Annotated in this window: 24 protein-coding genes; 5 read left to right on the top strand and 19 right to left on the bottom strand. The window is 63.0% G+C overall.

What is annotated here, in order from left to right; translation table 11 throughout:
- Positions 1–15 precede the first annotated feature (15 nt).
- From nuoL to ACIPZ5_RS26145, 14 genes are all read right to left on the bottom strand, one after another.
- A complete protein-coding gene (gene nuoL, locus ACIPZ5_RS26210; RefSeq protein ID WP_085676170.1) occupies positions 16–1,869 on the bottom strand; it encodes an NADH-quinone oxidoreductase subunit L in 1,854 nt (617 codons plus the stop codon).
- The gene (gene nuoK, locus ACIPZ5_RS26205) at positions 1,866–2,174 is read right to left on the bottom strand and encodes an NADH-quinone oxidoreductase subunit NuoK (protein WP_008096201.1); all 309 of its coding nucleotides are present in this window, start codon (positions 2,172–2,174) and stop codon (positions 1,866–1,868) included. Before nuoK ends, nuoL begins: the two co-directional genes overlap by 4 nt.
- Positions 2,175–2,177: 3 nt before the next feature.
- Positions 2,178–2,678, bottom strand: a complete 501-nt coding sequence (nuoJ, locus tag ACIPZ5_RS26200; RefSeq protein WP_261943418.1) for an NADH-quinone oxidoreductase subunit J — start codon at positions 2,676–2,678, stop codon at positions 2,178–2,180.
- A gap of 10 nt (positions 2,679–2,688) precedes the next feature.
- Positions 2,689–3,237 (bottom strand): NADH-quinone oxidoreductase subunit NuoI, encoded by a 549-nt coding sequence (gene nuoI / locus ACIPZ5_RS26195; protein WP_043209143.1) that lies wholly within the window; start codon positions 3,235–3,237, stop codon positions 2,689–2,691.
- Positions 3,238–3,248: 11 nt separating this feature from the next.
- Positions 3,249–4,256 carry an NADH-quinone oxidoreductase subunit NuoH gene (nuoH, locus tag ACIPZ5_RS26190; RefSeq protein ID WP_027920602.1) on the bottom strand — a complete coding sequence of 336 codons (1,008 nt, stop codon included), beginning with the start codon at positions 4,254–4,256 and terminating at the stop codon, positions 3,249–3,251.
- Positions 4,253–6,967: an NADH-quinone oxidoreductase subunit NuoG gene (nuoG, locus tag ACIPZ5_RS26185; protein WP_343596720.1), complete on the bottom strand. Its 2,715-nt coding sequence runs from the start codon at positions 6,965–6,967 to the stop codon at positions 4,253–4,255. The genes nuoH and nuoG overlap by 4 nt, the downstream gene beginning before the upstream one ends.
- A gap of 132 nt (positions 6,968–7,099) precedes the next feature.
- Positions 7,100–8,476, bottom strand: a complete 1,377-nt coding sequence (gene nuoF, locus ACIPZ5_RS26180; RefSeq protein WP_400811387.1) for an NADH-quinone oxidoreductase subunit NuoF — start codon at positions 8,474–8,476, stop codon at positions 7,100–7,102.
- Positions 8,473–8,970 (bottom strand): NADH-quinone oxidoreductase subunit NuoE, encoded by a 498-nt coding sequence (nuoE, locus tag ACIPZ5_RS26175; RefSeq protein WP_003251433.1) that lies wholly within the window; start codon positions 8,968–8,970, stop codon positions 8,473–8,475. The genes nuoF and nuoE overlap by 4 nt, the downstream gene beginning before the upstream one ends.
- A 2-nt stretch (positions 8,971–8,972) precedes the next feature.
- Positions 8,973–10,754, bottom strand: coding sequence for an NADH-quinone oxidoreductase subunit C/D (nuoC, locus tag ACIPZ5_RS26170; protein ID WP_261943421.1), 1,782 nt, complete (start codon positions 10,752–10,754; stop codon positions 8,973–8,975).
- A 79-nt stretch (positions 10,755–10,833) separates the two neighbouring features.
- A complete protein-coding gene (locus ACIPZ5_RS26165; protein ID WP_027920598.1) occupies positions 10,834–11,511 on the bottom strand; it encodes an NADH-quinone oxidoreductase subunit B family protein in 678 nt (225 codons plus the stop codon).
- Between the two features lie 10 nt (positions 11,512–11,521).
- Complete coding sequence (locus tag ACIPZ5_RS26160) at positions 11,522–11,935, bottom strand: NADH-quinone oxidoreductase subunit A (protein ID WP_011534614.1); 414 nt, start codon at positions 11,933–11,935, stop codon at positions 11,522–11,524.
- Between the two features lie 381 nt (positions 11,936–12,316).
- Positions 12,317–12,979: a lysoplasmalogenase gene (locus tag ACIPZ5_RS26155; protein ID WP_313712803.1), complete on the bottom strand. Its 663-nt coding sequence runs from the start codon at positions 12,977–12,979 to the stop codon at positions 12,317–12,319.
- A 224-nt stretch (positions 12,980–13,203) separates the two neighbouring features.
- On the bottom strand, positions 13,204–14,529 hold the full coding sequence (gene aceA / locus ACIPZ5_RS26150) for an isocitrate lyase (RefSeq protein ID WP_138221560.1): 1,326 nt from the start codon (positions 14,527–14,529) through the stop codon (positions 13,204–13,206).
- 490 nt (positions 14,530–15,019) lie between these two features.
- Entirely contained in the window at positions 15,020–15,784 is a 765-nt protein-coding gene (locus tag ACIPZ5_RS26145; protein ID WP_313712802.1) for a secretin N-terminal domain-containing protein, read from the bottom strand.
- Between the two features lie 178 nt (positions 15,785–15,962).
- On the opposite strand from ACIPZ5_RS26145, the gene ACIPZ5_RS26140 reads away from it, so the two are divergent.
- Complete coding sequence (locus ACIPZ5_RS26140) at positions 15,963–17,405, top strand: SulP family inorganic anion transporter (RefSeq protein WP_400811384.1); 1,443 nt, start codon at positions 15,963–15,965, stop codon at positions 17,403–17,405.
- A 112-nt stretch (positions 17,406–17,517) separates the two neighbouring features.
- Here the strand turns inward: ACIPZ5_RS26140 and fusA are convergent, their stop codons facing one another.
- Positions 17,518–19,629: an elongation factor G gene (gene fusA, locus ACIPZ5_RS26135; protein WP_261943425.1), complete on the bottom strand. Its 2,112-nt coding sequence runs from the start codon at positions 19,627–19,629 to the stop codon at positions 17,518–17,520.
- A 73-nt stretch (positions 19,630–19,702) separates the two neighbouring features.
- Complete coding sequence (locus ACIPZ5_RS26130; RefSeq protein WP_343596709.1) at positions 19,703–20,128, bottom strand: hypothetical protein; 426 nt, start codon at positions 20,126–20,128, stop codon at positions 19,703–19,705.
- Positions 20,129–20,391: 263 nt separating this feature from the next.
- On the opposite strand from ACIPZ5_RS26130, the gene ACIPZ5_RS26125 reads away from it, so the two are divergent.
- Positions 20,392–20,694 (top strand): hypothetical protein, encoded by a 303-nt coding sequence (locus tag ACIPZ5_RS26125; protein ID WP_085676159.1) that lies wholly within the window; start codon positions 20,392–20,394, stop codon positions 20,692–20,694.
- 8 nt (positions 20,695–20,702) lie between these two features.
- Here the strand turns inward: ACIPZ5_RS26125 and ACIPZ5_RS26120 are convergent, their stop codons facing one another.
- Together ACIPZ5_RS26120 and gcvA are read right to left on the bottom strand one after the other, a co-directional pair.
- Positions 20,703–21,953 (bottom strand): aspartate aminotransferase family protein, encoded by a 1,251-nt coding sequence (locus ACIPZ5_RS26120; protein WP_343596706.1) that lies wholly within the window; start codon positions 21,951–21,953, stop codon positions 20,703–20,705.
- A 210-nt stretch (positions 21,954–22,163) separates the two neighbouring features.
- Positions 22,164–23,060: a transcriptional regulator GcvA gene (gene gcvA / locus ACIPZ5_RS26115; RefSeq protein ID WP_343596704.1), complete on the bottom strand. Its 897-nt coding sequence runs from the start codon at positions 23,058–23,060 to the stop codon at positions 22,164–22,166.
- Between the two features lie 267 nt (positions 23,061–23,327).
- On the opposite strand from gcvA, the gene ACIPZ5_RS26110 reads away from it, so the two are divergent.
- Complete coding sequence (locus ACIPZ5_RS26110) at positions 23,328–24,713, top strand: amino acid permease (RefSeq protein ID WP_400811382.1); 1,386 nt, start codon at positions 23,328–23,330, stop codon at positions 24,711–24,713.
- 64 nt (positions 24,714–24,777) lie between these two features.
- Here the strand turns inward: ACIPZ5_RS26110 and ACIPZ5_RS26105 are convergent, their stop codons facing one another.
- Positions 24,778–25,170, bottom strand: coding sequence for a hypothetical protein (locus tag ACIPZ5_RS26105; RefSeq protein WP_400811380.1), 393 nt, complete (start codon positions 25,168–25,170; stop codon positions 24,778–24,780).
- Between the two features lie 224 nt (positions 25,171–25,394).
- On the opposite strand from ACIPZ5_RS26105, the gene ACIPZ5_RS26100 reads away from it, so the two are divergent.
- Entirely contained in the window at positions 25,395–25,895 is a 501-nt protein-coding gene (locus ACIPZ5_RS26100; RefSeq protein WP_400811379.1) for a PaaI family thioesterase, read from the top strand.
- A 74-nt stretch (positions 25,896–25,969) separates the two neighbouring features.
- Positions 25,970–26,665, top strand: a complete 696-nt coding sequence (locus ACIPZ5_RS26095; protein ID WP_400811378.1) for a glutathione S-transferase N-terminal domain-containing protein — start codon at positions 25,970–25,972, stop codon at positions 26,663–26,665.
- Positions 26,666–26,795 lie beyond the last annotated feature (130 nt).

The following is a 26,795-nucleotide window of genomic DNA, read 5'->3' as shown; positions in this document are numbered from 1 at the left end:
TCGCAAAGTTCATGGTCATACCGCTGCCACTACCACAGCGCCGAGTACCAGCACTGCGCCAACGGCGATCGAAGCGGTGTACCAGCGCAGCTGGCCGGTCTCGGTCTTGCTCATGGCGACGTTGCCGCCGCGAGCCAGGCGAGGGATGAGGCCGATGCTGCGGTCAACCGGATCCTTGCGCAGGACGTGGCTGATCAGCAGGTAAGGTTTGACGAACAGCTTGTCGTAGATCCAGTCGAAGCCCCAGGCGGCGAACCACCAGGCCGACAGGACGCGACCGATGCCGCTGTTAGCCACGGCGCTGACGAAGCGGCGCTTGCCAAGGAACAGCAGGGCCGACAGCAGGATACCGGCGATGGCGATGGCACCCGAGGTGATCTCCAGCGCGTGCTTGGCTTCGCCACCGGCGTGGCCGGCGCTTTCCGGCAGCACACCTGCCAGCGGCGGAGTGATCCAGGCGCCGACGAAGGTCGACAGCACGATCAGCACTCCCAACGGCAGCCAGTGGCTGATGCCGTGGCCAGCATGGGCTTCGGTCTTCGCTTCGCCGTGGAAGGCGATGAAGATCAGGCGGAAGGTATACAGCGAGGTCATGAACGCGCCGACCAGGCCGGCGTACAGCAGGCCAGTGTTACCGCTGGCGAAGGCTTCCCAGAGGATCTCGTCCTTGGAGTAGAAGCCCACGGTCACGATCGGCAGGGCGGCCAGGGCGGCGCCACCGACCACGAAGCTGGCGTAGGCCAGTGGCAGTTTCTTCCACAGGCCACCCATCTTGAAGATGTCCTGCTCGTGGTGACAGGCAACGATCACCGCACCGGAGGCAAGGAACAGCAGGGCCTTGAAGAAGGCGTGGGTCATCAGGTGGAAGATCGCCGCGTCCCAGGCACCCACACCCAGAGCGAGGAACATGTAGCCGATCTGGCTCATGGTCGAGTAGGCGAGGATACGCTTGATGTCGGTCTGCACCAGCGCGGCGAAGCCGGCCAGTACCAGGGTCACGCCACCGACGACGCCGACCAGGTGCAGGATATCCGGCGCCAGCAGGAACAGGCCGTTGGTACGGGCGATCAGGTAAACGCCCGCGGTCACCATGGTTGCCGCGTGGATCAGTGCCGAAACCGGAGTCGGGCCCGCCATCGCGTCAGCCAGCCAGGTCTGCAGTGGCAGCTGGGCGGATTTACCGACCGCACCACCCAGCAGCATCAGGGTGGCCAGCACCATCCAGGTGTCGCCAGCCTGGAACTTCTGTGGCGCCAGCACCAGCAGTTCCTGCACGTTCAGGGTACCCAGCTGGGCGAACAGGATGAACAGGCCGATGGCCATGAACACGTCGCCGATGCGGGTGACGATGAACGCCTTGAGTGCCGCGTTACCGTTGTTGCGGTTGCTGTAGTAGAAACCGATCAACAGGTACGAGCACAGGCCCACGCCTTCCCAGCCGAAGTAGATGAACAGCAGGTTATCGCCGAGGATCAGGAACAGCATGCTGGCGATGAACAGGTTGGTGTACGAGAAGAAGCGCGAGTAGCCGGCTTCGCCACGCATGTACCAGGACGCGAACAGGTGGATCAGGAAGCCGACACCGGTGACCACGCCGAGCATGGTGACCGACAGGCCGTCCAGGTACAGGGTGAAGTTCGGCGCGAAGCCGTCCACCGACATCCACTGCCACAGCAGCTGGCTGTACGCGCCGCCCTCAGGCGGGGCGACGTTGAATTGCCAGATGACATAGGCGGCGGTGGCGGCCGAGAGACCCACCGAGCCAACGCCGATCAGCGCGGACAGGTTTTCCGAGAACCGCCCGCGCGAGAACGACAGCAGCAGGAAGCCGACGAGGGGGAAGACGAAAGTCAGGAAGAGAAGGTTCATCCGCGCATCTCACTGGCAGCATCGATGTCGAGAGTGTGGAAGCGGCGATACAGCTGCAGCAGGATCGCCAGGCCAATACTGGCCTCGGCGGCTGCCAGGCTGATCACCAGAATGAACATCACCTGGCCGTCGGGCTGGACCCAACGGGCACCGGCGACGATGAACGCCAGGGCAGAGGCGTTCATCATGACTTCCAGGCTCATGAGCACGAAGAGGATGTTGCGGCGGACCATCAGGCCAACCAGACCTAAGCAGAACAGGATGCCGGCGACTGCCAGACCATGCTCGAGAGGGATAGCACCCATGATTTACTCCTTCGCCTCGTTGCGGCCCAGGTGGAAGGCGGTGACGGCGGCAGCCAGCAGCAGCATCGACGCCAGTTCGACCACCAGCAGGTACGGGCCGAACAGGCTGATACCCACTGCTTTCGGGCTGACGGTGGTACCGCTGATGGCCGCGCCGCTTGGCGAAACGAACAGCACGTACAGCAGCTCCAGCAGCAGCAGGGCGGCCAGGATCACTGGCCCGGCCCAGATGCCGGGCTTGAGCCAGCCCCGCTCCTGGGCGACCGAAGCCGGCCCGAGGTTGAGCATCATCACCACGAACACGAACAGCACCATGATGGCACCGGCGTAGGCGATCACTTCCAGGGCGCCGGCGAACGGCGCACCCAGGGCGAAGAAGATCATCGCGACGGAAATCAGCGAGATGATCAGGTAAAGCAAGGCGTGCACGGGGTTGGTGCCAGTCACCACCCGAAGGGTGGAGACCACGGCAATCCCGGATGCGAAGTAGAAAGCGAATTCCATCTTTCTGTCCTTATGGGAGCAAGCTCTTCACGTTGATCGGCTCGGCTTCGTTCTGTGCAGCGCCCTTCGGCTTGCCAGCGATCGCCATACCCGCAACACGGTAGAAGTTGTAGTCAGGGTTCTTGCCGGGGCCGGAGATCAGCAGATCTTCTTTCTCGTACACCAGGTCCTGACGCTTGAACTCGGCCATTTCGAAATCCGGAGTCAGCTGGATCGCGGTGGTCGGGCACGCCTCTTCACACAGGCCGCAGAAGATGCAGCGCGAGAAGTTGATGCGGAAGAACTCCGGGTACCAGCGGCCGTCCTCGGTCTCGGCCTTCTGCAGCGAGATGCAGCCGACCGGGCAGGCCACCGCGCAGAGGTTGCACGCTACGCAGCGCTCCTCGCCATCGGGGTCGCGGGTGAGGACGATGCGGCCGCGGTAGCGCGGCGGCAGGTACACGGGTTCTTCGGGGTACTGCAGGGTGTCGCGCTTGCGGAACCCGTGGGAGAACACCATGACCAGGCTGCGCAGCTGAGTGCCGGTGCCCTTAACGATGTCGCCGATATACTTGAACATGGGTCAAATCCTCACTGGGCCGCGACGGCTGGCGTGTTGTAGAGCACGATCGCAGCGGTCACCAGCAAATTGATCAGGGTCAGCGGCAGGCAGAACTTCCAGCTGAAGTCCATCACCTGGTCATAGCGCGGGCGCGGGATCGAAGCGCGCAGCAGGATGAACAGCATGATGAAGAACGCGGTCTTCAGTGCGAACCACAGGAACGACAGTTGCGGCAGGATGCCGAACGGGCCGTGCCAGCCGCCGAAGAACAGGGTCACCAGCAGCGCCGAGATGAGGATGATGCCGATGTACTCACCGACGAAGAACATGCCCCATTTCATGCCGGCATACTCGATGTGGTAGCCGTCGGCCAGTTCCTGTTCCGCTTCTGGCTGGTCGAACGGGTGACGGTGAGTCACGGCGACGCCAGCGATGAAGAAGGTGCAGAAGCCGAAGAACTGCGGAATGATGAACCACAGGTTCTGCGCCTGGTATTCAACGATGTCGCGCATGTTGAACGAACCCACCTGCACCACCACGCCCATCAGCGCCAGGCCCAGGAACACTTCGTACGACACGGTCTGCGCCGAGGCACGCAAGCTGCCCAGCAGGGCGTACTTGTTGTTCGACGACCAGCCGGCGAACAGCACCGCGTAGACCGACAGGCCGGCCATGGCGAAGAAGAACAGCAGGCCGATGTTCAGGTCGGCGACGCCCCACAGCGGGGTGATCGGGATCACGCAGAAGGCGATCAGCAGGGCACTCATGGCCACCACCGGCGCCAGGGTGAAGATCATGCGATCGACGAAGGGCGGGTTCCAGTCTTCCTTGAAGAACATCTTCAGCATGTCGGCAGCGATCTGGAACATGCCGAACGGGCCGACGCGGTTCGGACCGTAACGGTCCTGCCACCAGCCCAGCAGGCGCCGCTCGACGAAGCTGAGCAGTGCGCCGCAGACCACCACCGCGAGCAGGACCACGACAGCCCGGACCACGGTGAGAATCACATCGATCACTTCGGGGGTGAACCAGCTCATTGTGCTGCCTCCTGCAGACCTTCGACGGATGCACCGAAGATGGCAGGCGGAATGCCGGCCAGGCCTTTCGGCAGGGCAACCAGGCCAGCGCCCAGTTCTTCATTGATGCGCAGCGGCAGGCGCAGGGCCACACCGCCCACGTTCAGGCTCAGCAGGGCGCCGTCGTTGACACCCAGGCGGTCGGCTTCGGACTTGGCCAGGCCGACGTAGGCGGCCGGGATGCGCTCCTGCACCGGGGCGGCGCGCGAGGAACTCTCTTCGCTGCCGAACAGGTGGAAGAACGGTACTGCAGTCCAGGTGCCACGGGCCGGGTTGAAGGCGCCCGGGATGGCGTTGAACCAGTTCAGGCGATCGCCTTGCGATTCGATCAGGCGCACGCCCGGGTCACCGGCACGCAGGTGGCCACCGACCTCGTCCTGAAACTTGTTCCAGGCTTGCGGCGAGTTCCAGCCCGGCGACCAGGCGAACGGCACCTGCTGGCGCGGTTCGGCCGAACCCGAGTAGCCTTCCATCGAGAAGGCGAACGCGGTGTCCTTGTCTTGCGGGGTACGCGGCTCGTGCACGCTGATGTTGGCGCGCATGGCGGTACGGCCAGAGTAGCGCAGCGGCTCACGGGCCAGCTTCATGCCCTTGATGCGGAACGCGGCGCTTGGTGCGGCGTTGACGATGCCGGCCAGTTGCGGGGCGGCTTCGGCGCAGGCGCTGGTGACGTGGTCCAGCTGGGTCCAGTCGACCGGCTTGTTGAGCAGGGTGGCACGCAGGGCGTGCATCCAGCGCCAGCCTTCGTGAACCAGGATGCTGCTGTCCAGGTACTGCGGGTCGAACACCTGGAAGAATCGCTGGGCACGGCCTTCCTGGCTGACCAGGGTGCCGTCGCCTTCGGCGAACGAAGCAGCCGGCAGCACCAGGTGGGCGCGGTCGACAGTCGCGGTCTTGGAGTGGTCGGCAACGATCACCACCTTGGCCGCAGCCAGGGCTGCGTCGACCTTGGCAGCCGGTACGCGGGTGTACAGGTCGTTTTCCAGCACGACGATGGCGTCGGCCTTGCCGCTGATGACGGCGTCCAGTGCGGCATCCACCGACTCGCCACCCAGCATGGCCATGCCGAGGCTGTTGGCCTCAGGCACCACCAGGCTCAGCGAGCCATTTTTCTCGCGCAGCTTCAGGGCCTTGGCGATGTTGGCGGCGGCTTCGATCAGCGCCGCGTCGGCCAGCGAGGTACCGGCGATCACCAGTGGGCGCTTGGCTGCGACCAGGGCGTCGGCGATGCGCTGGGCCAGGGCCTTGGCTTCGGCGTCCAGGCCTTCGACGGCCGGGGCGCTTGGGTCGATGGCGTGGGCCACGGCGAAGCCGATGCGGGCCAGGTCGGCCGGGGCGGCGTGCACGCATTCTTCGGCAACGTCGTCCAGCTTGGTCTCCGCCAGTGAAGCGATGAACAGCGGGTACAGCGCGTGCTGGCCGATGTTCTTCACTGCCGCGTCGAGCCACGGTTGAACCTTCATGGCTTCGGCCATGGCCTCGGCCTTGCCTTTGGTGGACTGGCGCACGGCCAGGGCAACGCGGGCAGCGGTCTGGGTCAGGTCTTCACCGAGCACGAACACGGCGTCGTGGTCTTCGATGTCGCGCAGGGTCGGCACCGGCAGCGGGCTGTTGTTCAGCACGTCCAGGGCCAGGCGTACGCGGGCCAGCTCGCCAGCTTCCATACCGGAGTAGAAGTAGTCGGCGCCGACCAGCTCACGCAGGCCGTAGTTGCTTTCGAGGCTGGCGCGTGGCGAGCCGATGCCGACGATGGTGCGGCCGCGCAGCAGGTCGGCGGCTTTGTCCAGGGCGGCGTCCAGGCCCAGCTTGGTGCCGTCGGCCAGGTGTGGCTGGCGCGGGCGGTCCTTGCGGTTGACGTAGCCGTAGCCGAAGCGGCCGCGGTCGCACAGGAAGTACTGGTTGACCGAACCGTTGAAGCGGTTCTCGACCCGGCGCAGTTCGCCGTAGCGCTCGCCCGGGCTGATGTTGCAGCCGCTGGAGCAGCCGTGGCAGATGCTCGGGGCGAACTGCATGTCCCACTTGCGGTTGTAGCGCTCGGAGTGGGTCTTGTCGGTGAACACGCCGGTCGGGCAGACCTCGGTCAGGTTGCCGGAGAACTCGCTTTCCAGCACGCCGTCTTCGACGCGGCCGAAGTACACGTTGTCGTGGGCGCCGTAGACGCCCAGGTCGGTACCACCGGCATAGTCCTTGTAGTAGCGCACGCAGCGGTAGCAGGCGATGCAGCGGTTCATCTCATGGGCGATGAACGGGCCGAGGTCCTGGTTCTGGTGGGTACGCTTGGTGAAACGGTAGCGGCGCTCGTTGTGGCCGGTCATTACCGTCATGTCCTGCAGGTGGCAGTGACCGCCTTCCTCGCACACCGGGCAGTCGTGCGGGTGGTTGGTCATCAGCCATTCGACGACGCTGGCGCGGAACGCCTTGGACTCGTCATCGTCGATGGAGATCCAGGTGCCGTCGGAGGCAGGGGTCATGCAGGACATGACGATACGACCACGGGTGTCGTTCTCGTCGGTGTACTGCTTGACCGCACACTGCCGGCAGGCGCCGACGCTACCGAGCGCCGGGTGCCAGCAGAAGTAGGGGATATCGAGGCCGAGCGACAGACACGCCTGTAACAGGTTGTCTGCACCGTTGACTTCGAGCGCTTTGCCGTCTACGTGGATAGTGGCCATTGTTCAAAGTTCTTCGTTGGCCCGCGTGAGCGGGCGTGGCTAATGGAAATCTGTATGCCTGCGGCCCGCCACGAATCGTTCGGGCCGGCCTGCAGGCTGGCGGGTGGCACGGACCACCCGCGTTTCATCTTGTTATGCGCCGACCACAATCGGCCCGCTCCGGTTGACGGAAAGGTTCGGGCGCAGGGTGTCACCCGCGTTAGCGGGTGCAACACCGGCCTCGAACTCCGAGCGGAAGTATTTGATGGCACTGCCCAATGGCTCGACGGCACCCGGTGCGTGAGCACAGAAGGTACGGCCTGGGCCGAGGAAGTTGACCAGCCCCAGCAGTGTCTCGATGTCTTCGGCGCGGCCCTGGCCTTTTTCCAGTGCGCGCAGCATCTTCACGCTCCACGGCAGGCCGTCACGGCATGGGGTGCACCAGCCGCACGACTCGCGGGCGAAGAACTCTTCCATGTTGCGCAGCAGCGACACCATGTTGATGCTGTCGTCGACCGCCATGGCCAAGCCGGTACCCATACGGGTGCCGACCTTGGCGATGCCACCGGCGTACATCTGCGCATCGAGGTGCTCGGGCAGCAGGAAGCCGGTACCGGCGCCGCCTGGCTGCCAGCACTTGAGCTTGAAGCCGTCGCGCATGCCACCGGCGTAGTCTTCGAACAGCTCGCGGGCGGTGACGCCGAACGGCAGCTCCCACAGGCCCGGGTTCTTTACCTTGCCGGAGAAGCCCATCAGCTTGGTGCCGTGGTCTTCGCTGCCTTCACGGGCCAGCGACTTGTACCAGTCGTTACCGTTGGCGACGATGGCGGGCACGTTGCACAGGGTTTCGACGTTGTTCACGCACGTCGGCTTGCCCCATACGCCAACGGCGGCAGGGAAGGGCGGCTTGGAGCGCGGGTTGGCGCGGCGGCCTTCCAGCGAGTTGATCAGTGCGGTTTCTTCGCCGCAGATGTAGCGGCCGGCACCGGTGTGCACGAACAGCTCGAAGTCGAAGCCGCTGCCCAGGATGTTCTTGCCCAGGAGGCCGGCGGCCTTGGCTTCATCGATGGCGCGGTTGAGGTTCTTCGCTGCGGTGGTGTATTCGCCACGCAGGAAGATGTAACCACGGTAGGCCTTCAGGGCGCGGGCACTGATCAGCATGCCCTCGACCAGCAGATGGGGCTGTTGCTCCATCAGCATGCGGTCCTTCCAGGTGTTCGGCTCCATTTCGTCCGCGTTGCACAGCAAGTAGCGGATGTTCATGGTTTCGTCTTTGGGCATCAGGCCCCACTTCACGCCAGTGGGGAAGCCTGCACCGCCACGGCCCTTGAGGCCGGAGTCCTTGACGCTTTGCACGATGTCGTCGGCGGACATCTGCGCCAGTGCCTTGCGGGCAGCGGCGTAGCCGTTCTTCGACTCGTACTCGGCCAGCCAGACCGGCTCGCCGTCATCACGCAGGCGCCAGGTCAGCGGGTGGGTTTCGGCCGAACGCGCGATGCGGTTGGCCGGGCCGAAGGAAGTAATGGTCATACGTAACCCTCCAGCAGTTTGGAAACGCCAGCCGGCTGCACGTCACCGAAGGTGTCGTCGTCGATCATCAGCGCCGGTGCCTTGTCGCAGTTGCCCAGGCAGCACACCGGCAGCAGGGTGAAGCGGCCGTCGGCGGTGGTCTGGCCAAGGCCGATGCCCAGCTCGCTCTGGATCTGGCTGACCACCGATTCGTGGCCGCCGATGTAGCAGACCATGCTGTCGCACACGCGGATGATGTGGCGGCCAACAGGCTGACGGAAGATCTGGCTGTAGAAGGTGGCCACACCCTCGACGTCGCTGGCCGGGATGCCCAGGACTTCGCCGATGGCGTGGATGGCGCCGTCCGGCACCCAGCCACGTTCCTTCTGGACGATCTTCAGGGCTTCGATGGACGCCGCGCGCGGGTCCTCGTAGTGATGCATTTCGTGCTCGATGGCCGAGCGCTCGGTTTCGCTCAGGGCGAAACGGTCTGTCTGGATAAGCGTGCTGTTCATGCTTAGCGGTCCACGTCAGCCATAACGAAGTCGATACTGCCCAGGTACGCAATGAGGTCGGCGACCATGCTGCCTTTGATCACCGAAGGGATCTGCTGCAGGTGCGGGTAGCTCGGGGTACGGATCCGGGTGCGGTAGCTCATGGTGCCGCCATCGCTCGTCAGGTAGTAACTGTTGATGCCCTTGGTCGCCTCGATCATCTGGAACGACTCGTTGGCCGGCATGACCGGGCCCCACGAGACTTGCAGGAAGTGCGTGATCAGGGTCTCGATGTGCTGCAGGGTGCGCTCTTTCGGCGGCGGCGTGGTCAGCGGGTGGTCCGCCTTGTACGGGCCTTCCGGCATGTTGCGCAGGCATTGGTCGATGATGCGGATACTCTGGCGCATCTCTTCGACACGGACCATGCAGCGATCGTAGGCATCGCCGTTGTGGGCCAGCGGTACTTCGAACTCGAAGTTCTCGTAGCCGGAGTAAGGGCGGGCCTTGCGCAGGTCGAAGTCGCAACCGGTGGCACGCAGGCCGGCGCCGGTGGTACCCCAGGCCAGGGCTTCCTTGGTGTTGTACGCGGCAACGCCGATGGTGCGGCCCTTGAGGATGCTGTTCTGCAGGGCAGCCTTGGTGTACTCGTCGAGGCGCTTGGGCAGCCATTCGACGAAGTCCTTGACCAGCTTGTCCCAGCCGCGCGGCAGGTCGTGGGCGACGCCACCGATGCGGTACCAGGCCGGGTGCAGGCGGAAACCGGTGATCGCTTCGATCACGGTGTAGGCGCGCTGGCGGTCGGTGAAGGTGAAGAACACCGGGGTCATGGCGCCGACGTCCTGGATGTAGGTACCCAGGAACAGCAGGTGGCTGGTGATGCGGAAGAACTCGGCCAGCATGATGCGAATCACGTCGACCTTTTGTGGTACCTGGATGCCGGCCAGCTTCTCGACCGCGAGCACGTACGGCAGGTTGTTCATCACCCCGCCGAGGTAGTCGATACGGTCGGTGTAGGGGATGAAGCTGTGCCAGGACTGGCGCTCGGCCATTTTTTCGGCACCACGGTGGTGGTAGCCGATGTCCGGTACGCAGTCGACGATCTCTTCACCGTCCAGCTGCAGGACGATACGGAAGGCACCGTGGGCCGAAGGGTGGTTCGGGCCGAGGTTGAGGAACATGTAGTCCTCGTTGGCGCCCTGACGCTTCATGCCCCAGGCTTCCGGGTTGAAGCGCGCCGATTCCTCTTCAAGCTGCTGCTTGGCCAGGGTCAGGCTGTAGGGGTCGAACTCGGTGGCACGGGCCGGGTAGTCCTTGCGCAGCGGGTGACCTTCCCAGGTCGGCGGCATCATGATGCGGCTCAGGTGCGGGTGGCCGGCAAAGTCGATGCCGAACATGTCCCAGACTTCGCGCTCGTACCAGTTGGCGTTGGGCCAGATACCGGTGACGGTCGGCAGGTTCAGGTCGCCTTCGCTGAGCGACACCTTGATCATCACGTCGCTGTTACGTTCGATCGACAGCAAGTGGTAGAACACGCTGAAGTCGGCGGCTGGCAGGCCGCGGCGCTGGGTGCGCAGGCGCTCGTCGACGCCGTGCAGGTCGTACAGCATGCTGTACGGCTTGGCGACGCCGCGCAGGAAGCTGAGCACTTCCTTGAGCTGGGCGCGCTTGACCCACAGCACGGGCATGCCGGTGCGGGTTTCCTGGGCGACGAATGCGTCGGCGCCAAAACGGTTGTGCAGTTCGACGACCACATCCTGGTCGTCAGCCTTGTAGGGCGGAATGAAAATAGCGTTGTCCGCTGTCATGGTCTCGGTCGCTTTGGGTCAGCGTTAAGAATGAAGCCAGGCCGCCGGCTCGTTCGGGAGCGGGCGGCAGGTCGCTGGATCAGACTTCGTCGGGGCTGCGCAGGTTGGTTACCGCAATGCGCTGTTCGCGACGCAGGTCTTTCTGGGCGGGCATCTCGGCACGGTAGATGCCTTGATCACCAACTACCCAGGAAAGCGGGCGTCGTTCTTGGCCGATCGACTCCTGCAGCAGCATCAAGCCTTGCAGGAAAGCCTCAGGGCGCGGCGGGCAGCCAGGCACATAGACGTCCACGGGGAGGAACTTGTCGACCCCCTGAACGACCGAGTAGATGTCGTACATGCCACCGGAGTTGGCGCACGAACCCATGGAGATGACCCACTTCGGCTCGAGCATCTGCTCGTAGAGGCGCTGGATGATCGGCGCCATTTTGACGAAGCAGGTACCGGCGATGACCATGAAGTCGGCCTGACGCGGCGAGGCCCGGATGACTTCGGCGCCGAAGCGGGCGATGTCGTGGGGTGCCGTGAAGGCCGTGGTCATTTCCACGTAGCAGCAGGACAGGCCGAAGTTGTACGGCCAGAGGGAGTTCTTGCGACCCCAATTGACCGCGCCACGCATCACATCTTCAAGCTTGCCCATGAAGATGTTCTTGTGGACCTGGTCCTCGAGCAGCTGGTCGGTGACGGTTTCCCGATCACCTACCGGGTACTGCTCGTTGGGCGCATCCGGATCGATTCTGGTGAGATTGTATTGCATTGCCAAAGCCTCATTGTTTCAGCTTCGCTTGCCGCTTGCGGCGACCTTCGGGAGCCCAATCAAGTGCCCCGACGCGCCATAGGTAGACAAGACCAGCCAACAGAATTGCTATGAAAACGAGTGCTTCGACGAATCCGGTCCAGCCGCTTTCGCGGACGGACACAGACCATGCATACAGGAAGAGGGCTTCGATATCGAAGATCACGAACAGCATCGCGACCAGATAGAATTTGGCGGACAGGCGCAGGCGGGCGCTGCCGACGGGCAGCATGCCGGATTCGAAGGGTTCGTTCTTGGCGCGGCCCCATGCCTTGCTACCGAGCAGGCTGGAGAGACCGAGCATGAAGGCACACAGGCCGACGACACCCAGAAGGAAGATGGCAAAGCCCCAGTTGTGGGCGATGAGTCCTGCCGAATCGGACATGCTAGAGATCCTTATACAGAGACCCAGCTCTGCAGTCTGAAATAAGTAGAGCGGCGACGTGGTGTCGCAGGTGCAGTGACCAAATGTCGCAGCTGAATCAATCGCGCTGATTTTATGGGTAAACCCGGTGCAAGTAAAATTTCCGTTGCAAATTTATTCGTAGGATTTAGAACAAAACCCGCTGCTAACTGGCTGAAAGCCTTGAGATTCGGGCATTGCATGCGCTTTAGTTAATTATGTTTCTTGCGGCTGGTAACGAATTACAAGTCTAGTAATGATAATTGATATCATTTGACCTGATGCCTTCTAATTCGGCTGTTCTGCACCTTGTAAAGTTCATCTGCAGTTTTCCCCTGCTTGCAAATGCGAAATAGTCGTGTTCTAGCAGCTTCCGACACCGCGCGCACCGCTCTGGGTCAATACTTTGTCGGTTGAGCCCTGGCGCGCCGATGAAGCGATCGCCCACTGGCCGAGCCAGTAAGCGAGGATGATCAGGTAGGGCGCGGCAGCGAACGGGCTGACAAAGCGGTCGATGCCGATCAGGCTGTCGGAGAACACGAACAGGCAGGCGCCCAATGCAGCGACACCGCCGCAGGCCAGCGAGCGCCAAAGCATGGCGCTGATGGCCAGAGCGTAGACCGCGACCGGGGCCAGCAGTGGGCCAAGGCCGTGGCTGGCGAGCACGCCGAACAGGGTGATGCCGGTGATCGCGCTCAACAGCAGTGCGGGCAGGGCGGGGCGCAGCGTCTTCCCGCAATAGGCGCGCAGGTAGGCCAGGTGCGCGCAGAGGAAGGCGGCCAGGCCGAATACGAACAGGTCGGCAGGGATGGCCAGGAGGAGGTCGCCGAGCACCGAGAAGGCCAGGCCGATGGTGATCCAGTTGCGATAGGGTGTGACGGGGGCGCTGCGCAGCCAGGCGATCAGGGCCATTACCGGGATGGGTTTGGCCAGTAGGCCGAGCAGGGCGTTGTCGCTGGCCAGTGCATATATATAGAGGGCAGCGGCGGCCAGGGCGAGCATCATCAGGTGGCTTGGACGGGGCATGGGCGGTCCTTGCTGCTGGGCTGCCACAAGCATAGCCCTGATTCTGGTTTCTGCTTCGGCCTGTACCGGCCCTTTCGCGGGCAAGCCCGCTCCCACAGGTACTGTGCACAGTTAGAGGGCTGCAGTAATCCTGTGGGAGCGGGCTTGCCCGCGAAAGGGCCGGTACAGGAAAAAGAAAGGCCCGGGGCTTTCGCAAGCCCCGGGCCTCAGTCAGCAACCCACTATCAGTGGAACTGCTCTTCCTCGGTCGAACCGGTCAGCGCGGTTACCGACGAAGCGCCACCCTGGATCACGGTGGTCATGTCATCGAAATAGCCGGTGCCGACTTCCTGCTGGTGCGCCACGAAGGTGTAGCCCTTGCTGGCGTCGGCGAATTCCTGCTCCTGCAGCTTCACGTAGGCGGTCATGTCGTTGCGGGCGTAGTCGTGCGCCAGGTTGAACATGCCGTGCCACATGTTGTGGATACCGGCCAGGGTGATGAACTGGTGCTTGTAGCCCATGGCCGACAGCTCACGCTGGAATTTGGCGATGGTCGCGTCGTCCAGGTTCTTCTTCCAGTTGAAGGAAGGCGAGCAGTTGTAAGACAGGATCTGGTCCGGGTACTCCTTCTTGATCGCTTCGGCGAAGCGGCGGGCTTCGTCCAGGTCCGGCTTGGCGGTCTCGCACCAGATCAGGTCGGCGTACGGGGCGTAGGCCAGGCCACGGGCGATGGCCTGGTCGAGGCCGGCGCGCACCTTGTAGAAGCCTTCACGGGTACGCTCGCCGATCACGAACGGCTGGTCGTACGGGTCGCAGTCGCTGGTCAGCAAGTCGGCGGCGTTGGCGTCGGTGCGGGCCAGGATGATGGTCGGCACGCCGGCAACGTCCGCAGCCAGGCGGGCTGCCACCAGCTTCTGAACGGCCTCCTGGGTAGGTACCAGTACCTTGCCGCCCATGTGGCCGCATTTTTTCACCGAAGCCAGCTGGTCTTCGAAGTGCACGCCGGCAGCGCCCGCTTCGATCATGTTCTTCATCAGTTCGTAGGCGTTGAGTACGCCGCCGAAACCGGCTTCGGCGTCGGCCACGATCGGTGCGAAGTAATCGATGTAGCCGTCATCGCCTGGGTTCTTGCCGGCTTTCCACTGGATCTGGTCGGCGCGGCGGAACGCGTTGTTGATGCGCTTGACCACGGTCGGTACCGAGTCGACCGGGTACAGCGACTGGTCTGGGTACATCGACTCGGCCGAGTTGTTGTCAGCGGCCACCTGCCAGCCCGACAGGTAGATGGCCTGGATGCCGGCTTTTACCTGCTGCACCGCCTGGCCGCCGGTCAGGGCGCCCATGCAGTTGACGAAATCTTTTTCTGGGCGGAAGGACGGGTGGGCACCCTGGGTGACCAGCTTCCACAGTTTTTCTGCGCCTTGGCGAGCAAAGGTGTGCTCAGGCTGCAGGGAGCCACGCAGGCGAACGACATCGGCGGCGGTGTAGGTACGGGTCACGCCTTTCCAGCGCGGGTTCTCGGCCCAGTCTTTCTCGAGGGCTGCAATTTGCTGTTCGCGTGTCAGTGCCATGGAAATAAACCTCGTCGCATCGATCTTGGGTTAATTGTGCTGATGCTCGGGGCTGATCAGGGACCTGGCGGCTGTCCTGTCCGGGGGAGTGCGGCGGCGAACGCGAAGGCTCGAAGGGGAAGGGTGTGCAGCCCAGGCGCAAGTGTGCTCCGGCAGGTCGGCTCGTGGTTGCCTTGCTGCGGTGCTACGCGATTGCCAGTACTGCGGTGATGCGCTTCCGTCCCTCGGGACAACTTCTTCGTTGCAGTCGCAATCCCGTCGAACCGCCTTGTGGGCCGTATAGACACGAGGTGCCTCCAGGGGTGGGAGGAGTACGCCTCGAAGGCCCTTGCCAGGGCCCCTGATTAGCGGGAGCGAGGCCATCATGCCCTTGGGAAAAAGACCCTGTCAAATGTTTTGTAGTGCTTTTTTCTGCTTACTACATCTTTGGTCTAATGCGACTTGCTGGTCAGTTTCAAGGCCTTTGGTCGAGGCCTTGATTTGCCTGGGATCAGTCCAGAAGGTCGACTTTGACACGCAAAGTCATGTTTTCACCCCGTTGCGTGCTGTAAGTACGGCTTGACGGGTTGCGATCGGCTTGGCTCTGCTGGTTGTGGCCGGCCAGGGTGATCCATTCGCCGAGCCTTCCGCTGATGGTCGTGTCGGTACTTTGCACTTTCACTACATCGGCACGTTCCTGGCTCATTCGGTCATTATTGGTGCTGATTTGCAGACGAACCGTATCTCCGCTCAGGCTTGGCGTGACATAGAAACCCTGGGTCACGTTGCGGTATTCGGTATTGCTCTGGATGCGCCCGTAGCCGTCGGTGCTGGTGCTGGTGATCGGAATGCTCTGGCCGACCTGGATCAATGCCGGTTGGCCCTCGCTGGCCTGGATCTGCTGCAGGCCGCCGTCGCGGTTGCTGGTGCCGTAGCGGATGACCTGGCCGTTGCCACGGTTGTCCTGGTAGTTGCTGTCGGTGTTGTCGACGCTGATCAACAGGCGCTTGGGTGCGGTGTCCAGCTGTTGCAGCAGGGTGCGCAGGTCGTCGATGCGTTCGGGGCTGGCGTTGACGATCAGCTTGTTCTCGAAGGCGCTGACGGTGCCGTCGCGGCCGATGAAGGCCTGGGCGGCGGGCAGCAGTTCGGCGCTACTGCGATGCTGCAGGGGCACCACCTCGGTGGCGGCCTGGGCGGTGAGGCTGGCGGCCAGCAGCAGCGAGGCGAAAAGGGGGCGTAGCGGCATGCTCATGTTCTCCGCAAGTGGAATCAACATGATGGCAAATTTGTCAGGAGTTTGCCGGGCCTGGATCACAGCTGCTTGTCTGCAGGTTTGTCACGCAATGGCCACAGGCCGATGAAACGCCTTGCGGTGGCCGCTGCCAGACAAATTCCGTAACATCGCGCCCCTTGATTTTTCGTACCGTCCGCCTGGACAGCACCACAGGATGCCCATGAAACCCGCCCGACTACGCGCCGACCTGCTCGCCGGCCTGACCACTTCGTTTGCCTTGGTGCCCGAATGCATCGCCTTTGCCCTGGTGGCCCATCTCAACCCATTGATGGGCCTGTATGGCGCCTTCATCATCTGCACCCTCACGGCGTTGTTCGGCGGCCGTCCGGGGATGATTTCCGGCGCCGCAGGTTCGATGGCGGTGGTGATCGTCGCCCTGGTGGTGCAACACGGTGTGCAATACCTGCTGGCCACGGTGCTGCTGGGCGGGGTGGTGATGATCCTGTTCGGCCTGTTGCGACTGGGCAAGCTGGTGCGCCTGGTGCCGTACCCGGTGATGCTCGGCTTCGTCAACGGCCTGGCGATCGTCATCGCCATGGCTCAGCTCGAGCACTTCAAGGACGGTGAGCACTGGCTAGCCGGCTCGCCGCTGTACCTGATGATCGGCCTGGTGGCACTGACCATGCTGGTGGTCTACGTGCTGCCGAAGTTGACCCGCGCGGTGCCTCCAGCGCTGGTGGCGATTCTCGGGGTTGGCATGCTGGTGTACCTGCTCGACCTGCCGACGCGCACCCTTGGTGACATGGCGCACATCGCTGGTGGCCTGCCGCAGCTGGCCTTGCCGCAGGTGCCGTGGAACCTGGAAACCCTGAAGATCGTCGCCCCCTACGCGGTGCTGATGGCCATGGTCGGCTTGCTGGAAACCCTGCTGACGCTCAACCTGACCGACGAAATCACCGAGAGCCGCGGCTACCCGGACCGCGAATGCGTGGCCCTGGGGGCCGCCAACATGCTCTCCGGCCTGTGCGGTGGCATGGGCGGCTGCGCGATGATCGGCCAGACCGTGATCAACCTCAGCTCCAATGGCCGTGGTCGGCTGTCGGGGGTGGTGGCCGGGGTGATGATCCTGCTGTTCGTGCTGTTCCTGTCGCCGCTGATCGAGCGCATCCCGCTGGCGGCGCTGGTCGGGGTGATGTTCGTGGTGGCCCAGCAGACCTTTGCCTGGGCCTCGCTGCGCGTGCTGCACAAGGTGCCGGTGAGCGATGTGCTGGCGATCATCGCAGTCACGGTGGTGACGGTGTTCACCGACCTGGCCATGGCGGTGTTGTTCGGTATCGTCATCGCGGCGGTGAACTTTGCCTGGCAGCATGCCCGCGAGCTGTATGCCGACAGCCACGAGGACGGGGAAGGGGGCAAGCACTACCAGGTGCATGGCACACTGTTCTTTGCCTCGACCGCGCCATTTCTCAACCAGTTCGACCCGGCCAGTGACCCGGCCAAGGTCACCCTTGATTGCCAGCATTTGAGCTTTGTCGATTACTCAGCGATTGCTGCGCTGAAGACCTTGCGTGAGCGCTATGCCAAGGCGGGCAAGCATTTGCGTGTGGTGCACCTTTCCGAGCGCTGCAAGAAGCTGCTGAAGCGGGCTGGCGAGCAACATTGAAGAGGGTTGCTGCCTGTTCCGGCCTCATCGCGGCTAAAGCCGCTCCTACAAGGGCTATGCGATCCCTGTAGGAGCGGCTTTAGCCGCGATGAGGCCAGCACAGGAGAGAGCTTTACTCCCCGCGGTTCTTCTTCACGATGGCATCGGCAATGCTCGCCGGTGCCTCGGCATACCGAGTGAACTCCATCGAAAAGCTCGCCCGCCCCTGGGTCATCGAGCGCATCGAGGTGGCATAGCCGAACATCTCGCCCAGCGGCACCTCGGCGCGGATCACCTTGCCGGCCGGCGTCTCGTCGCCATCCTGGATCATGCCCCGGCGCCGGCTCAAGTCGCCAAGAATATCGCCCTGATACTCTTCCGGCGTCACTACCTCGACCTTCATCACCGGCTCCAGCAACACCGCGCCGCCTTTTTGCGACAGCTGCTTGGTGGCCATGGAGGCGGCAATCTTGTAGGCCATCTCGTTGGAGTCGACGTCGTGGTAGGAGCCGTCGAATACTGCCGCTTTCAGGTTGATCAGCGGATAACCTGCCAGCACGCCGTTCTTCATCTGCTCTTCGATGCCTTTCTGGATCGCCGGGATGTACTCGCGCGGCACCACGCCGCCGACGATCTCGTTGATGAACTCCAGGCCTTCCTTGCCCTCATCGCCGGGCGCGAAGCGGATCCAGCAGTGGCCATACTGGCCGCGCCCGCCGGACTGGCGAACGAAGCGGCCTTCGATCTCGCAGGTGTTGCGGATCTTCTCGCGGTAGGCCACCTGCGGTTTGCCGATATTGGCGTCGACGTTGAACTCGCGTTTCATGCGGTCGACGATGATGTCCAGGTGCAGTTCGCCCATGCCGGAGATGATGGTCTGGCCGGTTTCTTCGTCGGTGCGCACGCGGAACGACGGGTCTTCCTGGGCCAGCTTGCCCAGGGCGATGCCCATTTTTTCCTGGTCGCCCTTGGTCTTGGGCTCTACCGCCACCGAGATCACCGGGTCGGGGAAGTCCATGCGTTCGAGGATGATCGGCTTGTCGATGTCGCACAGGGTATCGCCGGTGGTGACATCCTTCATGCCGATCAGCGCGGCGATGTCACCGGCGCATACGTCCTTGATCTCGGCGCGCTGGTTGGCGTGCATCTGCACCATGCGGCCGATACGTTCCTTCTTGCCTTTCACCGAATTGAGCACGGCGTTGCCTGAGCTGAGCACGCCGGAATACACCCGGGCGAAGGTCAGTGTGCCGACGAAGGGGTCGGTGGCGATCTTGAAGGCCAGGGCGGAGAACGGCTCTTTGTCGTCGGCGTGACGTTCCAGGTGTTTTTCTTCGTCGTCCGGGTCGGTGCCCTTGATCGCCGGGATCTCCGAGGGGGCGGGCAGGTAGTCGATGACCGCGTCGAGCATCAGCGGCACGCCCTTGTTCTTGAACGACGAGCCGAGGATGGTCGGGACAATTTCATTGGCGATGGTGCGCTGGCGCAGGGCGGCCTTGATTTCATCGACACTCAGTTCCTCGCCTTCGAGAAACTTCATGGTCAGCTCATCATTGGCTTCGGCGGCGGCCTCGATCATGTGCGCGCGCCATTCGTCGGCCAACGCCTGCAGTTCGGCGGGAATGTCCTCTTCGCGGTAGCTGGTGCCCTGGTCGTTGTCGTTCCAGTAGATCGCCTTCATCTTCACCAGGTCGATCTGGCCGATGAAGTTCTCCTCGCTGCCGATGGCCAGCTGGATCGGCACCGGGTGGTGGCCCAGGCGCTGGTCGATCTGCTTGACCACCCGCAGGAAGTCAGCCCCCTGGCGGTCCATCTTGTTGATGTAAGCCAGCCGCGGCACGTGGTACTTGTTGGCCTGGCGCCAGACCGTTTCGGATTGCGGCTCGACGCCGTCGGCGCCGCTGAACACCACCACCGCGCCATCGAGCACGCGCAGCGAGCGCTCCACCTCGATGGTGAAGTCGACGTGGCCGGGGGTGTCGATGATGTTGAAGCGGTACTTGTCGGCGAACTGCTTGGTCGAGCCTTGCCAGAAGGCCGTGGTCGCCGCCGAGGTGATGGTGATGCCGCGCTCCTGCTCCTGGGCCATCCAGTCCATGGTCGCGGCGCCATCGTGCACCTCGCCCATCTTGTGGTTGACCCCGGTGTAGAACAGGATGCGCTCGGTGGTCGTGGTCTTGCCAGCATCCACGTGGGCGACGATGCCGATATTGCGGTACAGCTCGATGGGCGTTGTACGGGCCATGACGGACTACCTGCGGCGATGCGGATTCTCCCACGGTAGCAGAGCGGGGGAATCCTGCCTGACCGCCGGGCCGTCAGTCAGCCTGGGCTTGCAGCATCCATTGGCCGTCGATTTCGCGGGCCAGGCCGCTGGCCGGCAGCAGGGCCAGCAGGCGCTCGTGCAGGGCCGTTTCGGTGAAGGTCTTGAGGGTGGTGAGGTCCAGCGCACCGATCAGGCTGAGGTCGGCCTTGGTGTACGACAGCCAGGCCTTTTTCAGCACCTGGGCGACGTCGCTGCCGGCGGTGCTGGCGAAGCGGCGGTGCCACGGGCGGCCTTCGAAGGTGAAATTGTGGGCGTGGCTGTAGCTGCTTTCATCGCTGCCTTCGGCGCAGCGGTAACAGCTGCACGGGCCTTCGCCGAAGGCGTTGCGCAGGTAGCTGTTGAAATCCACGACGGGCTTGAGGGTCAGGCGTTTGTCGACCTCGAACAGGTCGGCGATCAGGGGTTCTTCGGCGCTCACTCAGGTGTCCTCGTGTGGTGTGGCGTGCATCGGCGGGCACCCTAACAGATCAGGCCTTTCAGATCACCTGTTGCAGGTCTGGCCTTTTCGCGGATGAATCGTGGCGCCGAACCGCCGCTCCCACAGGTATTGTGCACATCGTGAGCAATGAGAAATTCCTGTGGGAGCGGGCTTGCCCGCGAAGAGGCCGCTAGAGACAACAGCGATCACCTGCCGTACTCTACGCGCCTTCACGCCTATACATCCCTTTGAGGTAACCCCGCTTGAGCACCAAGTACCCGTACACCGCCACCGTGACCATCAGCGCCGAAGACCGTGGCGGTGACACCGAAGCCTCGGAAAACCCCGGCATGCGCGTTGGCCTGGAGGCGGTGACCGAAACCCTGAAGAAGGTGCATTTCGTCGGTACGCTCGCGGCCCCCGAGAAATCCGCCACGCACATCTGCGTGACCCTGGAGAACGGCCTGACCTACTACGGCCCGATCGTCAACGGCCACGCTGAACTCGAAGGCGGCTGGATCGCCTTCGAGTCCGACATGCTCACCCCTGAAGAACTGGGCCTGTAAGCCCCGATTCAGTTCAGCTCGGCCAGGCACTGCTCGAGGATATCCAGCCCTTCCTCGAGCACCTCGGCCTCGATGGTCAGCGGTGCCAGCAGGCGAATGATGTGCCGCGCCTTGCCGCTGGGCATCAGCAGCAGCCCCTTGGCTCGCGCCGCCTCCATCACCTTGGCCAACTGGGCGGGCGCCGGGCTGCCATCGGCATTGACGAATTCGATGCCGCGCATGGCGCCGGTACCGGTCAGGCGGCCGATGTACGGGCTCAGGTTCGAGGCCTTCCAGCGGGCATGGCGGCCAACGATCGCCTGCTCCTGTCGCTCACCCCAGGTGGCGACGTTCTCGTCGGTCATCTGCGCCAGGCTCGCCAGCGCCGCCGCGCAGGCGATCGGGTTGCCCGAATAGGTGCCGCCCAGGCCGCCTTTGGGCAGCGCTGCCATCAGTTCCTGCCGCCCGACCACCGCACCCAGTGGCATGCCACCGGCGATGCTTTTCGCCAGCAACAGCAGGTCTGGTTCGATACCCAGACGCGGGAAGGCGAAGCGTTGGCCGGTGCGGCCGAAGCCGGACTGGATCTCGTCGATGATGATCAGGATCCCGCGCTCGTCGCAGAAGCGCCGCAGCGCCTGGGCAAACGCCGGGTCGAGGGCAAGGAACCCACCTTCGCCTTGCACCGGCTCGAAGATGAACGCCGCCACGTCTTCTACCGCCAGCTCGACGCTGAACAGGCGATCCATGGCCTTGAGCGCCTGCTCGCAGGTGACGCCGGTATCGGCGCTGGGGTAGGGCAGGTGGTACACCGGCCCTGGCAGTTCACCGACCCGTTGCTTGTAGGGCGCGACCTTGCCGTTGAGGTTCAGGGTGGCCAGGGTGCGGCCGTGGAAGCCTCCGTCGAAGGCGATGATGGCGCGTTTACCGGTGGCGCCGCGGGCGACCTTCAGGGCGTTTTCCGCCGCTTCCGCGCCACTGTTGGTGAGCATGCCGGCCAGCGGGTAGCTGACCGGCACGAACTGGCGCAGGCGCTCCATCAATTCCAGGTACGGGCCATGGGGGGCGGCGTTGAACGCGTAGTGGGTGAGGCGGCTGGCCTGGGCCTGGATCGCTTCGACCACGGCCGGGTTGCAATGGCCCAGGTTGAGCACGCCGATGCCGCCGACAAAGTCGATGTAACGTTTGCCGTCGGTATCCCAGACTTCGGCATTACGCCCATGGGAAAGTGTGATCGGATGAACGATGGCGATGGATTGACTGATACTTTCCAGATTCATGGGCACGCGGACCTTGTTCGAGTTTCTTAATATCCAATCGCGCCGCGGTATTATTGCGCAAACGAATTATTCGATTGCGGTCATTCCCCAGATTCATGAACTGGCCCCTTCGCGGGCAAGCCCGCACCCACAGGGTCAGCGCAAGATTCAAGTCTTGTGTAGTACCTGTGGGAGCGGGCCTTGCCCGCGAAGAGGCCAGTACAGGCCATATCAATCTCCCTCAGCCACCCGCTCGCGAATCCACTGTACGAACGCCTTGACCTTGGGCACTTCGGCGGCATGTTCGGCATGGGCAATGAAATGCCGGCCATTGCTCGCCACCGGGTGGTCCCAGGCCACCACCAGCTTGCCTTCGCTCAGTTCCTCGGCGACCAGGTAGCGCGGGATCAGGGCGATGCCACAGCCGGCGATGGCCGCCCGGATGCACAGGTAGAACGTGTCGAAGCGCGGCCCGTGGTAGCTGTTCTGGCTATGCAGGCCCAGCCCCAGGAACCATTCGTGCCAGGCCTCCGGCCGTGAGGCGCACTGCAGCAGCCGGTGTTCGGTGAGTGCCTGGGCGCTGTCGAAACGGTGCCGGGCCAGCACCTCGGGCGCACACACCGGTACCACCTCCTCGCTGAACAGCTCGATGCAGGTGGCCCCCGGCCAGGTGCCCTGGCCGAAGAAGAAGGCGATATCGGCCTTGGCCTGCACCAGGTCGAACGGTTCCAGCTCGTTGCGGATGTCCAGGTGGATGCGCGGGTGGCGGTCGCCGAAGCCCTTGAGCCTGGGTACCAGCCAGCGCGCGCCGAAGGTCGGCTGGGTGGCGATGCGCAGCACCTCGGTCTCGTCGCCGTAGCTGAGGATGTAGCGGCTGGAGATGTCGATCTGGGTGAGGATCTTGTTCACCTCGGTGAGGTACAGCGCGCCAGCCGGGGTCAGGTGCAGGCGCCGGCGAATACGCTGGAACAGCGAATGCGACAGCATGTCCTCGAGCTGCGCGACCTGCTTGCTGACGGCGCTCTGGGTCAGGTGCAGCTCCTGTGCCGCACGGGTGAAGCTCAGGTGCCGGGCGGCGGCTTCGAAGCACTGCAGGGCGGTGGTCGAGGGCATCAGGCGTTTGGACATGGCAGGCGCATACCGAGCAAAAAAGGAAGAAGTTCATTCCGTAATGGAATCATGTGCTTCGAAAAGGTCGTTTGTTGACCTCGCCCTATAGATTAATACTGACCTCGAACAACGATTACAACCGGTACGGCGAAGAGGAGGCAAGTACGGCACCGGCGACATAAAACAACAACAACGAGCAATACGACCTGCACGAATTCTGCTCCAACTTTTCAGCCGTCGACGGCAGCACAGCCGCACGCCGGCCGACCCATTCGAGGGTTCTCCATGGCTTCGCTACACAACAACAAACAGCGTTCCTTGCAGCACGGCCTGACTTCGCGTCAGGTGTCCATGATTTCCATTGCCGGCATCATCGGTGCCGGCCTGTTCATCGGATCTTCCAACGCCATTGCCACGGCTGGCCCGGCCATTCTCATCTCCTACGCCATGACCGGCCTGCTGGTGCTGCTGGTGATGCGCATGCTGGGCGAAATGGCCATCGCCAACCCCAACAGCGGTTCGTTCTCGACCTACGCCTCCGAGGCCATCGGCCCGTGGGCCGGCTTCACCATCGGCTGGCTGTACTGGTGGTTCTGGGTACTGATCATCCCGGTCGAGGCCATCGCCGGCGCGGACATCCTGCATGCCTACTTCCCGGGCGTGCCGTCCTGGCTGTTCGCCTTCCTGATCATGGTGGTGCTGTCGGGCAGCAACCTGGTCAGCGTGAAGAACTTCGGCGCGTTCGAGTACTGGTTCGCACTGGTCAAGGTGATCGCGATCATCGCCTTCATCGTGGTCTGCAGCCTGGCGGTGTTTGGCTTCTGGCCGCTGGCCGAGGTATCCGGCATCAGCCGCCTGTGGGACCACGGCGGGTTCATGCCCAACGGCTTTGGCACCGTGCTCGGTGGCGTGTTGATCACCATCTTCTCGTTCTTCGGCGCCGAGATCGTCACCATTGCCGCCGACGAAACCGCCAACCCGAAAGACAAGATCCGCCGCGCCACCAACCTGGTGGTGTACCGCATCGCGATCTTCTACCTGGCGTCGATCTTCCTGGTGGTGTCACTGGTGGCCTGGAACGACCCTGGCCTGAAGGCGGTGGGCTCGTTCCAGCGCGTGCTTGAAGTGCTCAATGTGCCGGGCGCCAAGTTGCTGGTCGACCTGGTGGTGCTGGTAGCTGTGACCAGCTGCATGAACTCCGGCCTGTACACGGCGTCGCGGATGCTCTATTCGCTGGGTGCCCGTGGCCAGGCGCTGAGCATGACCAAGCGTATTTCCGGTGCTGGCGTGCCGACCGTGGCGGTAATCCTCTCGACCCTGGCAGGTTTCGTCGGTTGCTTCGTCAACTACGTGCTGCCGGGCAAGGTGTTCGGGTTCCTGCTGTCTACCACGGGCGCCATCGCCTTGCTGGTGTACCTGGTGATTGCCGTGTCGCAACTGCGCATGCGCGCCCGCGCCGAACGTGAAGGGCGGCCGCTGGAGCTGAAGATGTGGTTGTTCCCATGGCTGACGTGGCTGGTGATCGGCACCATCGTCATGGTCCTGGGCTACATGCTGTTGAGCGATGCCTACCGCTACGAGACGCTGATGACCGCTGGCGTGACCGCATTCATCCTGCTGGTTTCACTGACCCAGAAAAAGAGCGCCAAGGTGCTTGAACAAATGGCCTGAAACTAAATGAAGCGGCGTGCCGGCAGCAACAACTTGCCGGGCCGGCACGCCCGCCCATAGTCCATTAGTCATGGTGCAACTCAAATTCACCCGTTGCTACCCACGTATTGTTATCCGAGCTGAAATTAACACGGTAGTTTCCTTTTATATTGTTACTGTCTAGTCTCGTGACGTCGATCGTGCCCTCGTCACTGCCGAGTCTGATCGCTTTTCCATCGATCGTGCCCAACAGCGTCGCACTGAAATCGCCTGTGCCATATTGCCCCGTTACGAAATCCCATTTGACGGATATTGCCAGGTTCAGATCATAGTCTGGCAAGTCAACCCCATGGATCAAGTTTCTGGTTGCTTTTAACCCCCTGAACTTGCCGTCTGCTTTGATGACATCGCCATCTTTGAGTGTTAGAGAGAATAATTGCTGTGCAGTGGATTCTGCCTTGACTGCTGTATTGGCCATTTGAACACCCTTTAATGTTGGAAAACACCTCGCAATCATAGGCGCGTGAGCCAAGGGCAAAAACTGACAAAACTAATAGTTGCCAGTACGTCTAAGTTAGATCTCAGGCAACGGGCTCGGCGAATCCGCGCTCGGGCGATGTAATAACCCACTCGCCTGACTTTCTGCTTTAATGGGGGCGCTTAGCCCCACTTATAAGCTTTTACAACAAGCAGAGTCAGCCTATGACCGACAACCACCTTTCTCTCCAGACCTTGGCTGCACCCGATGGCACCTGCTACGGCTGCGGCTGCTCGCACCCCAGCGGCCTGCACCTGCAAAGCCACTGGGATGACGATGGCATCCACCTTTTGTGCCGGCATTCACCCGACAGCACCTTCATCGGTTGGCCCGGCCTGGTCTACGGCGGCCTGCTGGCCATGCTGGTCGACTGCCATTCCAACTGGACCGCGATGGCCTATCACTACCGCGCCGAAGGCCGCGAAGCGGGCAGCCTGCCGCGTATCGACTGCGTGACCGGCAGCCTCGGGCTGAACTACCTCAAACCCACGCCGATGGGGGTGGAGCTGCTGCTCAAGGCGCGCGTCGAAGGTGAAGTCGGGCGCAAGACCCGGGTCATCTGCGAGGTCTGGGCCGGCGACGTGCTGACGGTCAGCGCCGACTCGGTGTTCGTGCGGGTGGACACCGAAAAGCTCAAGCTCAAGGCGCATGGTCAGGCCAGCTGATCAACGGCGGGTGATGGTCAGCCAGCCGGGATGTCTCTAGAGTGAGAGGTTCCATTTCAAGGCCAAGGTTGACCATGACCGATCTGAGCGCATTCCCTATCACTCACAAGTGGCCCGCAAAGCACCCCGAGCGCCTGCAACTGTACTCGCTGCCCACGCCCAACGGCGTCAAGGTGTCGATCATGCTGGAGGAGGTCGGTCTGGCCTATGAGCCACACAAGGTCAGCTTCGACAACGATGACCAGCTGAGCCCCGAGTTCATCTCGCTCAGTGCCAACAACAAGATCCCGGCGATCCTCGACCCCAACGGCCCAGGCGGCCAGCCGCTGCCGTTGTTCGAGTCGGGGGCGATCTTGCAGTACTTGGCGGAGAAAAGCGGGCAGCTTTTGAGTCAGGACCCGGCCCAACGTTACCAGACCCTGCAGTGGCTGATGTTCCAGATGGGCGGCATCGGGCCGATGTTTGGCCAGGTCGGTTTCTTCCATTTCTTTGCTGGCAAGGAATATGAAGACAAGCGCCCGCGTGACCGTTACGTCAACGAATCGAAGCGCCTGCTGGGGGTGCTGGACCGGCACCTGAAAGGGCGTGAGTGGATGGTCGATGAGTACAGCATCGCCGACATCGCCATCTTCCCCTGGGTGCGCAACCTGGTGGAGCGCTACAACGCGCGCGAGCTGGTGGGCTTTGACCAATTCAAGGAAGTGCAGCGGGTGCTGGCGAAATTCCTCGAGCGGCCAGCGGTGCAGCGTGGGCTGAAAATCCCCGCCTGATAAACAGCTGAGGACACTGTGGGAGCCGCGCTTGCCGGCGATGGGCCGCGAAGCGGCCCCGGCGATTCATGCAAGAACCTTGAAATCGTGGGGCCGCTTCGCGGCCCATCGCCGGCAAGCGCGGCTCCCA

It is taken from the genome of Pseudomonas sp. NPDC089428 (assembly GCF_044749325.1).
Taxonomy (GTDB): domain Bacteria; phylum Pseudomonadota; class Gammaproteobacteria; order Pseudomonadales; family Pseudomonadaceae; genus Aquipseudomonas.
The sequence above is the reverse complement of the archived record's forward strand: the minus strand, read 5'-3'. Positions and strand labels throughout refer to the sequence as shown.